This is a genomic window from Stenotrophomonas sp. 86428_Sma (assembly GCF_056481585.1).
Genome location: NZ_CM151156.1, coordinates 2362670 through 2375072, shown reverse-complemented (window position 1 = coordinate 2375072; position 12403 = coordinate 2362670). Strand labels below are relative to the sequence as shown.

Sequence of the window (12403 nt, the reverse complement as noted above, 5' to 3'; positions counted from 1 at the left end):
CGCGCCACCGCCATCGGTTCGGCAATAGTTGAGTGAATTCCGGCCCTTAGAGCAGTTCATGCCCCCTACTTCCGCGCGCACTCCACACCGGTTCCACCGATGGCGCGTCGCTGGCTACGTTCTACTGGGCGTGTACGTTCTCTACCTGCTCGCCGGCAACATCTTCCTCAACACCCCGCTGTTCGACCAGGTCACCAACCGCAAGCCGCACAAGTTCGTGATGACCACCGGCCCGGCCATCACGCTGCTGCCCGGCCACGTCATTGCCTGGAACGTGCATATGCGCGGCCACGTCAACCACACCGTCTACGTACTGCACGCCGAACGCGCCAGCGCCCGGCTGGCCGTGCTGCCCCTGTTCCGTCGCGAAGTGCGGGTTCCCCGATTGCAGGCCACAGGCGTGTCGGCCGAAATCAATCGCGTCGAGGATGCCATTCCGTCGCCCCCGCGCGGCGACCAGGGTTGGACCCTGCGTTTCGACGCCATCCACAGCGACAGCATCCGCAGCGCCCGGCTCGGCAAGCTGCTGATCATCGGCAAGGGCCAGGGCACGGTCGGGTTCCTCAAGCAGCTGCGCGGCGGCCCATCGGAACTGTTCGATTCCGAGGTCTCGTTCAGCAAGGCAGACACCAGCTATGACGGCGTGCAGCTGCTGGGCGACATGAATCTGACTGCGCGTTTCAGCTATCCGCGCCACTATCGCGATCAGGCGCCCGGCCTGGCCAAGTTGAAGCTGCTGCATGCGCAACTTGATTTGGAAGCGCGCAGCCAGGGGCTGCGCATGGATACGGACGCCACAACGCCAAAGATCTCCAGCGCGCCCGTGCCCGGACGCCTGCAACTAGCGGTCCACCTGATCGACGGCCAACTGCAACCCGGTGACCACGCGCTCTGGCAGGTGCCGCTCTTCCTCGGCGATGGCGCGCCCAATCGCGGTGTGCTGGCCCTGCAGCTCAATGTGGCGAACGACCTGCGCCTGCAGGCACGCCTGCCGCCACGCCCGGATTCGGCCGCTGGCATCGATGCCGACCTGCACATCACTGGGCGCGAGATTCCCTTCCAGCACCCTGCCCAGCTGCTGGAGCGCAGCTCCGGCACTGTGCGCGGCGAATGGACCTTCACCTCGCTCAACTGGATCCCTGCCCTGTTCGTGCGCAAGCCGTGGCTGCAGCTGGATGGCGGCGGCACCCTGAAAGCAGATCTGCGCCTGCGCAATGGCGAACTGATCGAAGGCAGCACCGTGGACATTCCTTCGGCTGCCGCCGTGGCCGAGGTCGCTGGCGTGCGGCTGGCCGGCACAGCCAGTGCGCATGGAGAGCTGAAGGCCGGCAGCCCCACTCAGGCACAGTTGGCGATCCGGCTGCCCCGCTTCACCGCTCGCCCAAGCGATGCGAAGGATGTACGCCTGTTCGACGGTCGCGACCTGGCCGTGGACCTCACCGGCGATGGCCGCCTGCAGGAACTGCGCAAGGGCGTTCGTGCGCGGTTGCGCTTCAGCCAAGCGACCATCCCGGACCTGGCCGCCTACAACCGCTACCTTGGTTCCCAACAGGTGCGCCTGCTGCGTGGCACCGGCAGCCTCAGCGGCGACGCCACGCTCGACACCGATGGGCGCGTCGGCCATGGCACCGCGCGGTTGCTGGGTCGCAATGCCAGCGCCAAGGTGGCGGGCCTGGACATGGGCGGCGATGTCGACGTGAACGCGACGCTTCGCCGCGGGGACTTCAACCAGCGCCACTTCGATCTGTCCGGCACCACCGTGGAACTGCGCAATGTGCAGGTGGCGGGCACCGATTCCAGCAGCGCGTGGAAAGGCCGTGCTGTGTTCAAGCGGGGCCGCATCGACGCGCAGTCCCCGTTCCAGGTGGACGCTACCACCGATCTGACCCTGAGCGATGCACGCCCCTTGCTGGCCGTGTTCGCCAAGCGCACCGACTACCCGCGCTGGACGCTGTCCCTGCTGGATTCCGGCCAGGTCGATGCACAGGCCACGTTGCGCTGGCGCCCGGGTCATCTGCTGATCGACGGACTGCAGGCCGAGAATGATCGCCTGTCGGTTCGTGCGCGGCTGGATCTGCTGGAGCGGCGCAAGCGTGGCGATCTCTACCTCCGCTGGGGGCTGCTGGGCGCGGGCATCGAGCTTGATGGCGAACAGCGCCAGTGGCATCTGGCCAAGGCGCGTGAATGGTTCGATCAGCGCCCTTCGCTGTTGCCGGCTGCCGAAGGTGGAAGCGCCGCAGGTTCTTCAGACTGATCGCCCCGGGCTGCATCCATTTGCCGCTTCCGTTCGTATGAGAGGTAAACGCAGGATGGAGCGGTACGGAATGAAGCGGCGTTCACAGGCTCTGGGTCTTCTGGGATGGGGCGTGGTCACCTTTGCGGCGGCCGCAGTCGGCGCATGGGCATCGGCCTCCGCCGCCAGCTTCTACACCACCCTCAGCCTGCCCGCCTGGGCACCGCCTGCCAGCGTGTTTGGCCCGGTATGGAGCCTGCTCTACGCCATGATGGCCATTGCGGCGTGGCTGGTGTGGCGCGAACGCGGCTGGCGCAACGCGCAACCGGCCCTGGTGCTCTATCTGGTGCAGCTGGCCGTCAATGCGCTCTGGAGCTGGCTGTTCTTCGGCTGGAAACTGGGCGCGCTGGCCTTTCTCGACATCCTTGTATTGATCGCGCTGGTGTGCGCAACGATCGTTGCATTCGCACGCCTCCATCGCGGTGCGGCGGTGATGCTGCTGCCTTATCTGGCCTGGATATCGTTCGCCTCGGCGCTGAACTTCGCGGTGTGGCGCACCAATCCCGGGTTGCTGTGACCCCGTATCAGTGCTCTCAGGCCTGTGCGACGCGCTGCGGCTGCCATGCACGCAGCAACGCCGGCTTGAACGCCTGCTGGCCACAGCCCGTTGGGCATCGCACCACCCGCGCGGCGGTGTGGCTGACCAGCCCCTGCCCCTCCTCGGCCTTGAACACCGTGTCGCAGCTCATGCACCGCGCAACCAGCGAGTACAGGTGGAGCAGGCGCCCGCTGGCCGGATCCTGCAGCGCATCCACATCCAGCAGCTCAAACTGGCAGCTGTCGGCAAGCATGCGGTATGGCGTTGAAGGCAAGGTCTGCAGGTTCACGGGGCGTGGTCACTCAGGAATGTGCGTTCACCTTAGGCAAGTCGGTGTCGAGTGCGCGTGCAGCGCACATGTACCTTTCGCGAAACATGCAAGTGCTGCTGGAATGTTCATATGAAGAATTCAGGTTTGAATGAAACGTTCTTCACACGCACGTACCGGTATGCGAATGCACGATTTTGCGTCACCATCCATGCATGCCGGATGCAACGCTGGGCCATTCCAGCCATCCACGAATCTTGAGTCCCGCCTTTGATGCCTTCTGCCGAGTCCACGCACGACACTGCCCAGTCCCGTTGTGCGCGCGAACCGATTCATACGCCCGGTGCGATCCAGCCCTACGGCGTGCTTCTGGTCGTTGAACCGCAGTCCCTGCGGGTGCGCGAGCGCGCCGTCAGTCATCCCGGGCTGCTGCAGCAGTTCGGCGAACCGTTGATGCAGCATGTCAGCGAGGTACTGGGCGGCGTGCTGGCGCCCTTCCAGGCGCTGTTCCAGCAGGCCACGGCGGGCAGCAGCGCGCATGTCGGCGCCGTGCACCTGGATGGCCACGGCCGCCATCAATTGTTGGTGCATCGCTCCGCCACCGATCTGCTGATCGAGCTGGAGGCACCGGTTCCCGGCCAGCCTGGTTCGCTGGAAGAATTGTATCCGTCGATCCGCGAACTGATGAACGGCATCGAATCGGCCACCACCGTGGAAGATCTGTGCCAGCTGGCGGCCGCGCACATGCGCCGGCTGACCGGCTTCGATCGCACCCTGGTCTACCAGTTCGATCCCGGCTGGAACGGCATCGTGGTCGCCGAGGATGGCAACGGCCTGTTGCCGTCCTACCTGGACCTGCGCTTCCCCGAGTCGGACATTCCTGCGCAGGCCCGCGAGCTGTACCGCCGCAATCGGGTGCGCCTGATCGCGGACAACAGCTATACCCCTACCCCGCTGATGCGGGCCGAGGACCATCGCGACGCGCCGGCTACCGACCTGAGCCTGGCCGTGCTGCGCAGCGTTTCGCCCGTGCACCTGCAGTACATGCGCAACATGGGCACTGGCGCGTCGATGTCGGTGTCACTGGTGCACGAGGGCCAGCTGTGGGGTCTGGTGTCCTGCCACACGGTGCAGCCACGCCGCCTGCCCTACCACGTGCGCACTGCCTGCGAGTTCATGGGCCAGATCCTGTCACTGCAGATCGCCCTGAAGGAGCGTGCACGCGCCATCGAAGAGCGCGTGGCGCGCCGTTCGGTGCTGGTCAAGCTACTGGCACGCATGGCCGGCGACGAGGATTTCATGGCTGCGCTGCGCCACGATGAAGCCAGCCTGCTGTCGCTGACCGGCGCTGCCGGTGCGGCCATCGTGCACAGGGGCGACTGCATGCGCGTGGGGGAGTGCCCACCCACCAGCGACGTGCTGGCCCTGGCTGATTGGCTGGCTACCCAGCAGACCGGGCAGGAAACGTACTGCAGCGACCATCTGGCAGCCGACTGGGCGCCCGGCGCGCGCCTGTCCGACGTGGCCAGCGGCGTACTGGCGGTGTCCATTTCGCAGCTGCACGACAGCTATCTGATGTGGTTCCGCCCGGAAGTGGTGCGCACCGTGCGCTGGGGCGGCGACCCACGCAAAGCGGCGGCGCCCGGCGTGGCGCTGTCCCCGCGCAGTTCATTCGAAGCCTGGAAAGAGACCGTGCAGCAGCGCAGCCTGCCGTGGAACGACGCCGACCGCGATGCCGCCCACGAGATGCGCACCGCCATCGTCGATATCGTGCTGCGCAAGGCCGAGGAAATGGCCGAGCTCAACGAGCAGCTGGTCCGCAGCAACAAGGAACTCGAAGCGTTTTCCTATTCGGTCAGCCACGACCTGCGTGCGCCCTTCCGCCACATCGTCGGTTACTCGGAGCTGCTGGGCAGCTCGGCCGGCGAACGCCTCAACGATACCGAGCGCCGCTTCCTGGATACGATCGTGGAGTCGGCCAAATCCGCTGGGACACTGGTGGACGATCTGCTGAGCTTCTCGCAGATGGGCCGTTCCACGCTCGGCCGGGTACGGCTGGATATGGCGGCGCTGGCCGAAGATGTGCACCGGAGCCTGGCTTTGGACTACGCCGGACGCGACGTGCAATGGACGCTGGCGCCGCTGCCGGAGGTGGAGGCCGATCCGACGATGTTGCGTCTGGTCTGGCAGAACCTGCTGGCCAACGCGATCAAGTTCACCCGCGAGCGCGAGCAGGCCGTAATCGAGGTCGGTCACGAGCGCAACGTCGACGAAGACCACTTTTTCGTGCGTGACAACGGCTGCGGCTTCGACATGCGCTACGTGGACAAGCTGTTCGGTGTGTTCCAGCGCCTGCATCACGTCGAAGAATTCGAAGGCACCGGCATCGGCCTGGCCAATGTACGCCGCATCATCGGCCGCCATGGCGGCCGTACCTGGGCCGAGGGCGAGCCCGGCAAGGGCGCCACGATTCATTTCACCCTACCCCGTTCCACAGGAGATCTCCCATGAGGGACCTGCGGCCGATCCTCCTGGTGGAGGACAGCCCCAAGGATGCCGAGCTGACGCTGGCCGCGTTGTCGCGCTGCCAGTTGCTGAACGATGTCATCCATGTACGCGATGGTGCCGAGGCGCTGGATTACCTGCGCTGCGAAGGCAAGTTCGCCGGCGCCATGCACGGCGGCCCGGTAGTGGTGCTGCTGGACCTGAAGCTGCCCAAGGTGAACGGCCTGGAAGTGCTGGAACAGGTGCGCGCTGACCCACAGCTGAGCAGCACACCGGTGGTGATGCTGACCTCGTCGCGCGAAGAACAGGATCTCGTGCGCAGTTACGAACTGGGCGTGAACGCATTCGTGGTCAAGCCAGTGGACTTCAAGGAGTTCTTCGACGCCATCCAGGGGCTGGGCATGTTCTGGGGCATCACCAACCAGCCCCCGCCGCATCGGCCCAACGGCTCGGGGCAGCACAATGCATGATGGATCGCGCCGCAGCGAGCGCCTGCGCATCCTCATGCTGGAGGACAGCGCGCTTGATGCGGAGCTGATCAGCGCACAGCTGCAGCGTGCCGGCCTCGATTTCGAGGCCGAGCGCCTGTGGACCCGCAATGCCTTCATCGAGGCAATTGAGAATCGCGCCTTCGATGTGATCCTGGCCGATCATGTGCTGCCCGGATTCGACGGCGACGCTGCACTGGCGCTGGCGCGCGAGCGGATTCCGCAAACGCCCTTCATCTTCGTCTCCGGCACGCTTACCGAGGAGTTGGCCGTGCAGGCCCTAACCCGCGGCGCGCGCGACTACGTGGTCAAGCAGCGCCTGCAGCGCCTGCCGGATGCGATCCGTCGTGCGCGGCAGGAGGCCCATGAACGCACCCAGCTTGTGCAGGCGCAGGCCGCACTGAACGACAGCCAGGCGCAGTTGCAGCAGGTCACCGATGCCGTCCCTGCGCTGATCGCCCAGCTCGACACGGCGCATCGCTACCGCTTCGCGAACAAGGCGTTCCTGGACTGGCACGGCGTCAGCCTGGCCGAACTGCTGGGTCGCGCGGCACGGGATGTCAGCGGCATTTCCGCCTTCGAGCACGCCCTGCCCAGCCTGGAGCGGGTACTGCAGGGCGAGCGCACCAGCTTCCAGGTCGAACTGGTCCACCGCAGCGGCGAGTCACGATTCGTGCAGATGGACTGCGTACCGGAACATGCGGCCGATGGCAGCGTGGTCGGCTACATCTGCATGGGCAGCGATGTTTCACTGTTGAAGCAGGCCGAACTGGCGCTGCGCGAGGACAACCAGGTTCTCGAGCGACAGGTGCAGGCACGCACCGCCGAGTTGCGGGCCAGCAAGCGGCGCCTGCAGGCGATCTTCGAATCCAGCTTCCAGCATCAGGTGCTGTTGGATCTGTCCGGACGCGTGGTTGATGCCAATGACGCGTCACTGGCCGCGGTGCTTGCGGACAAGAAGGACACCGTTGGCGCGCGCTTCGGCGAATCGCTCTGGTTTGCCACAACCGATGGCATCAGTGCGCTGATCGACCAGGCCGTCGCCGCAGCCGTACAGGGCCGCAGTTCGCTGCATGCACTGGAACTGGAACTCCCGACCGGGCGGCGCAGCTTCGACTTCTCGTTCCGCCCGCTGCTGGATACCGAAGGCGTGGTCACCGCCGTGGTTTCCGAGGCAGTGGAAACCACCGCGCGGCTGCAGGCAGAACACGCACTGCGCCAGTCGCAGAAGATCGAGGCGGTCGGCCAGCTCACCGGCGGCATCGCCCATGATTTCAACAACATCCTGACGGTCATCTCCGGCAATGTCGAGCACGCCATGCTCCTCAACGAACGCGCCGGAGAATCCGGGGCAATGGTCAGCCGTGCACTGGACAATGCACTGAAAGGCGTCGGCCGTGCCGCCAGCCTGACCCAGCGCCTGCTGGCATTTGCCCGTCGCCAGCCGCTGCACAGCCAGGCCGCCAACCTCAACGAACGCCTGCTGGACATGCACGACATGCTGCAGCGTGCACTGGGTGAGCTGGTGCAGCTGGAGATCCGCAATGCCGAGGACATCTGGTGCGTGGAGATCGACATCAGCCAGCTGGAGGCCTCCGTACTGAACCTGGCGGTCAATGCCCGCGATGCGATGCCGCATGGCGGCCGGCTGGTGATCGAAGTCGACAACAGCCATCTCGACCACGACTACGCCGCCCTGTTTCCCGATGCAGCGCCTGGCGAGTACGTGATGCTGCGGGTGCGCGACAATGGCCACGGCATGGACGCGGCGACCCTGGCGCGCGTGTTCGAGCCGTTCTTCACCACCAAGCAGGTTGGCCGCGGCACCGGGCTTGGCCTGTCCATGGTGCATGGCTTCGTCAAGCAGTCCGGTGGCCACGTGCTGATCGACTCGGTGGAAGGCGGCGGCACCAGCATCACCATGATGTTCCCGCGCTCTCCGCTGGCTCTGCCCTGCGAAGCACGCACCCCACAGACCGGCCTGGCGGGTTACTCACCGCGCGAGGAAACCATTCTGGTCGCCGAGGACAATGACGATGTCCGCGCCCACACGGTGGATGCGCTGCGGCTGCTCGGTTACCGCGTGCTGGAAGCCCACGACGGCCCCTCCGCGCTGCGGCTGCTGGAGCGCCCCGACACCAAGGTGGATCTGTTGTTCTCGGACGTGGTGATGCCCGGCATGTCGGGGTGGGAACTGGTGCACGAAGTCCGTGAACGCTGGCCGGAAGTCGCCGTCCTGTTCACGTCGGGCTATCCACGTGACCACGACCAGGTGGGCAGCCAGGGACGCGCGGTTTCATTGCTGCCAAAGCCGTTTACCCGCAGTGATCTTGCAGCGGCGGTACGCACCGCGCTGGGGGCGACGCACTGAGGTCAGGACGCCGGATCACGCATGCCAGCGGCGATCCGGTTGATGTCCGCGCACTCCACCGTGGCCGGCGGATGCTCCCTGCCGGCCAGCGCAATAATCGCCTGGCCCAGGGCCAGATTGCTGGTCATCAACGAAGGCGCAATCGCACCGGCCAGCTTCATCAACGGCGCGCCGCCCCAGTACAAGGGCTTCAACAGGGCATGACGGGTGCCGGTTCCCGCGACCGGCCTGACGCCACCCGGGCGCAGCATCACCGAGCGCATCGGCAGGGCCTGCAAAGCAACTTCGGTCTCGCCCTTGACCCTCAGCGGCATCAGCCGGCTCTGAGGGTCCGCACCCGCACCGGATACATACAGAAAGCATCCCTCGGGATTCGCGGCCACCCAGGCACGGGCTACCGCCAGTGTGGTGTCCACGGTAACGCGTCGGTACTCGGCCTCGGCGGTGCCGACCGGTGTCGCACCGGCGCAGTAGAGGCATGCATCGAACCCGGCAAGCTCCTCCACCCGCTCCTGGATACGCAGAAAGTCCGGGACAATCAGTTCGCTGCCGGTGCCGCGCAGACTACCCGGGTGGCGGACCAGCGCGGTCAGGCGGGAAACCTGTTGTGAGCGCTGGCAGGCCAGCACCACACCCTGCCCGACCAGGCCTGCGGCACCGGTCAACAGAATCCGTAGTGCACCTGTCCCGACCATCATCGCACCCGCCTCACAGTTTCACGAAACGCTGGATCTTCCGCGCCAGCCAACCGCTGAACACCAACGGCGCATCCAACGCAGACACGCAGATGCACGGCACACCCGGCGCGGTCACCGGCTGGTGCTCCACCTCCTCGTCCAGATCCGCAACGTCACCCGGCGCGAACAGCCCCAGCGCGTCGTTGTAGGAACCGCGCAGGATCTGAGTCAGCTCGCTGCGGCCATGGCTGTGCATGGGCAGGCATTTGCCCGGGGCGATCTTCAGCATGATCAGCGAGGGCATCTGCTCGGCCCGGATGCAGTGCACCCCCGGCGCCATCCAACGCCAGCGCAGCCCACTGAGTGAAGCACCAAAGTAGGGGTGCAGCGAGGCAGGCAGATGGTCCGGATTGGCCTCGGGCCGCTCCTTCGGTACAGGCCGCATGGTTTCCGCCATGGCAATCGGCATTTCCGCAGCCAGCTGCATCAGCATGGCTTCGCGCAACTGCTCGCGGCGCAGATCGGCCGTGGCTGGCTGCGTCTGCTCCAGCAGTGCGGAACCGATCGCCTCGGCCTCGCGGAGGCGCTGGCGGCAATGCGGGCACTGCTCCAGATGGGCACCCGCCACGATGCTCAACGGCGCCGGCAGCGCACCGGCGGCATAGCTCATCAGCGTGGATTCGTGCAGGTGATGGTGTGGATTCACAGCGCACCTCCCACTTTCGCCTGCAGCTGCAGGAACGCACGGCGCAGGTGGGATTTGACCGTCCCCAGCGGCATGCCCAGCGCTTCGGCGATCTCGCTGTGGCTCTTGGCCTCGAAATAGGACATCCGCACCAGCCGCGCCTGCACCGCCGGCAGCTCGTTGATGCGCTGGCGCAGACGCGCCTGGTCGGCGAACTGCTCGGCGCTGCTGCGCTCGATCACATCCAGCGTCGCCGCGTCCTCCACCGCCGCCTGCACCTGCATCCAGCTGCGCTCACGGCGCACTCGATCGATATGCAGGTTGCGGGCGATGCGATACAACCACGTACTCAGCGCACCCTGCGCCGGATCGAAATCGGCGGCCCGCAGCCATAGGCGCAACAGGCATTCCTGCGCCAGCTCCTCGGCTACGGCATCGGGTGCGCCCAGGCCGCGCAGGTACACGCACAACCGCGGCATGAAGTAGTCGTAGATCCGCATGAAACACTCGCGGTCGCGCAGCCGCGCTACGCCGTCCATGTCACCGGTCCAGTTCGTCGGCTCGCTGCTCGGCTGCTGGGAACTGGACACGGTGCGTGCGGTATCGAAGTTGAGGAGTGTGCTGGCGGCGTCAGGGTACATCTGCGTTCGCGGCGGGCAAGTGAAGGTCTGTCCTCTGTACGCGCAGGGGCAGCCATTGGATGCAGTCGGCACTGCGCATCCAACCGGGCGCCCCCGCCGTATGACCTGAGAGATCTCCGCTTCCGGATGAACACCATGCGCACTGCCTGGCTGCTGTTGTGCCTGCCCCATGCCGCGCTGGCGGCACCCTGGTTGCGAAATGAGGGTGTAGCCACCTCCGCGCAGGGCGACATCCTCTACCGTGAAGTGCACTGGCGGCGCGAGGCAACGGAGGGTGCCGAGCGCTGGGTGCTGTACCAGTGCCCGGATGGCCAGCCCTTCGCCCGCAAGCATCTGCCCGCCAGCGTCCGCCCGCAGGCACGGGGCTATTCGCTGCAGGACCGCCGCAGCGGCCAGACCGCCGAAGTCGACGCCACTGGCGACTCGGTGTCGATTGCCTGGAAGGAAGATGCCGCCAGCCAGCCGCATCAGCGCCGGCTTGAACTGCCGCCGGACGCGGTGATCGATGCAGGGTTCGACGCCGCGGTGCGCCTGCACTGGCCGGCGCTGCTGCGCGGCGAACGCATCAGCCTGCCCTTCCTGGTGCCGGGGCGGCAGCGCTACTTCCCGGTGCAGGTGCGGCGCATCGGTCCGGTACGTTGGCAGGGTATCGATGGGCAGTCGATCGACGTCAGTCTGGACACCTGGTACGGCGGCATCGCCCCGCGTCTGTCACTGGTCTATGCCAGCACGGACCGCCGCCTGCTGGAATTCCGCGGCACCAGCAACCTGCGCGATGCCCGCGGCAGCTACCCGCAGGTGACGGTGCGCTTCAGCTCGCCAGCTGCCGAGCAAACTGCCGCGGAATGGCAGCAGGCCTGGACGCGTCCTCTGGTCGACCGCTGCGCCGTGACGCCCAGGTGAAGTCGAGATTCTTCGCGTCGCAGCGCATCCATTGCACGCGCTGCTGCGTACAGGTAGACACGACACCCGCCGAGATCCCCCAATGGCCTCTGTAGCGCCCCTCCCCCATCGACGCTCGCGCCTGCTGCGTACGCTGCAGCGCTGGATCGACACCGGCAACGTCGCAGAGACCACCGGCGAACAGCCCGGCCGCATCGACTGGTTGCGCGCCGTGCCATTCGCACTGATGCACCTGGCCTGCATCGCTGTGCTCTGGGTCGGAATCTCATGGACAGCGGTGATCGTCGCCGCAGTGCTCTATGCGGTGCGCATGTTCGCCATCACGGCGTTCTATCACCGCTATTTCTCGCACCGGACCTTCCAGGCATCGCGGCCGGTGCAGTTCGTGTTCGCTGTCATCGGCGCCTCCAGCGTGCAGCGTGGGCCGCTTTGGTGGGCCGCCCATCATCGCCATCACCATCGGCATGCCGACCAGCCGCTGGATCCGCACTCGCCACGCGAGGGCGGCTTCTGGCGCAGCCACATGGGTTGGTTCCTGACCCGCGAGGCGTTCGCCACCGATCTGTCACGGGTACCGGACCTGGCGCGCTTCCCCGAACTGCGCTGGCTGGACCGTTTCGATACGGCCGTACCGGTACTGCTGGCCGCAGCGCTGTATGCATTGGGCGCCGGGTTGGAGCGCTGGGTACCGGGCCTGCACACCTCCGGCCCACAGCTGCTGGTGTGGGGCTTCTTCATCTCCACCATCGTGCTGTTCCATGCCACGGTCACCATCAATTCGCTGGCGCATCGATTCGGCCGCCGCCGCTTCGATACACGCGATGACAGCCGCAACAACCTGTGGCTGGCGCTGCTCACCTTCGGCGAAGGCTGGCACAACAATCACCACTTCTTCCCCGGCACTGTCCGCCAGGGCTTCCGCTGGTGGGAAGTGGATTTGACCTGGTACGGACTGCGCGCGATGGCGGCGCTGGGCCTGGTCAAAGGTCTCAAGCCCATCCCCGAGTGGGTCCTGGCCAAGGCGAGGTACTGAC

The 12403-nt window shown here is 66.2% G+C and carries 11 protein-coding genes; 7 read left to right on the top strand and 4 right to left on the bottom strand.

Annotated features, from left to right (window positions below):
• Nucleotides 1-58 precede the first annotated feature (58 nt).
• Both ACZK3J_RS10940 and ACZK3J_RS10935 read left to right on the top strand, forming a co-directional pair.
• Nucleotides 59-2254, top strand: coding sequence for an AsmA family protein (locus ACZK3J_RS10940; protein ID WP_478476927.1), 2196 nt, complete (start codon nt 59-61; stop codon nt 2252-2254).
• Between the two features lie 70 nt (nt 2255-2324).
• Entirely contained in the window at nt 2325-2810 is a 486-nt protein-coding gene (locus ACZK3J_RS10935) for a TspO/MBR family protein (protein ID WP_277778743.1), read from the top strand.
• Between the two features lie 16 nt (nt 2811-2826).
• Here the strand turns inward: ACZK3J_RS10935 and ACZK3J_RS10930 are convergent, their stop codons facing one another.
• Nucleotides 2827-3120 (bottom strand): hypothetical protein, encoded by a 294-nt coding sequence (locus ACZK3J_RS10930; RefSeq protein WP_277778744.1) that lies wholly within the window; start codon nt 3118-3120, stop codon nt 2827-2829.
• Nucleotides 3121-3372: 252 nt separating this feature from the next.
• On the opposite strand from ACZK3J_RS10930, the gene ACZK3J_RS10925 reads away from it, so the two are divergent.
• The 3 genes from ACZK3J_RS10925 to ACZK3J_RS10915 are packed head-to-tail and all read left to right on the top strand — an operon-like array spanning nt 3373 to nt 8463.
• The gene (locus ACZK3J_RS10925; RefSeq protein WP_478476926.1) at nt 3373-5610 is read left to right on the top strand and encodes an ATP-binding protein; all 2238 of its coding nucleotides are present in this window, start codon (nt 3373-3375) and stop codon (nt 5608-5610) included.
• Nucleotides 5607-6074, top strand: coding sequence for a response regulator (locus ACZK3J_RS10920; protein ID WP_180865914.1), 468 nt, complete (start codon nt 5607-5609; stop codon nt 6072-6074). Before ACZK3J_RS10925 ends, ACZK3J_RS10920 begins: the two co-directional genes overlap by 4 nt.
• Complete coding sequence (locus ACZK3J_RS10915) at nt 6067-8463, top strand: response regulator (RefSeq protein ID WP_180844239.1); 2397 nt, start codon at nt 6067-6069, stop codon at nt 8461-8463. Before ACZK3J_RS10920 ends, ACZK3J_RS10915 begins: the two co-directional genes overlap by 8 nt.
• 2 nt (nt 8464-8465) lie before the next feature.
• On the opposite strand, the gene ACZK3J_RS10910 is transcribed toward ACZK3J_RS10915, so the two are convergent.
• The 3 genes from ACZK3J_RS10910 to ACZK3J_RS10900 are packed head-to-tail and all read right to left on the bottom strand — an operon-like array spanning nt 8466 to nt 10466.
• On the bottom strand, nt 8466-9158 hold the full coding sequence (locus ACZK3J_RS10910) for a Rossmann-fold NAD(P)-binding domain-containing protein (protein WP_478476978.1): 693 nt from the start codon (nt 9156-9158) through the stop codon (nt 8466-8468).
• Nucleotides 9159-9171: 13 nt separating this feature from the next.
• Nucleotides 9172-9846: a ChrR family anti-sigma-E factor gene (locus ACZK3J_RS10905; RefSeq protein ID WP_478476925.1), complete on the bottom strand. Its 675-nt coding sequence runs from the start codon at nt 9844-9846 to the stop codon at nt 9172-9174.
• Nucleotides 9843-10466 carry a sigma-70 family RNA polymerase sigma factor gene (locus tag ACZK3J_RS10900; RefSeq protein WP_478476923.1) on the bottom strand — a complete coding sequence of 208 codons (624 nt, stop codon included), beginning with the start codon at nt 10464-10466 and terminating at the stop codon, nt 9843-9845. Before ACZK3J_RS10900 ends, ACZK3J_RS10905 begins: the two co-directional genes overlap by 4 nt.
• Nucleotides 10467-10601: 135 nt before the next feature.
• Here ACZK3J_RS10900 and ACZK3J_RS10895 point away from each other — a divergent pair, with 135 nt between their 5' ends.
• Together ACZK3J_RS10895 and ACZK3J_RS10890 are read left to right on the top strand one after the other, a co-directional pair.
• Nucleotides 10602-11369: a hypothetical protein gene (locus ACZK3J_RS10895; protein ID WP_458074497.1), complete on the top strand. Its 768-nt coding sequence runs from the start codon at nt 10602-10604 to the stop codon at nt 11367-11369.
• Nucleotides 11370-11451: 82 nt separating this feature from the next.
• Nucleotides 11452-12402: an acyl-CoA desaturase gene (locus ACZK3J_RS10890; RefSeq protein WP_049463351.1), complete on the top strand. Its 951-nt coding sequence runs from the start codon at nt 11452-11454 to the stop codon at nt 12400-12402.
• The last annotated feature ends 1 nt before the right edge of the window (nt 12403 follow it).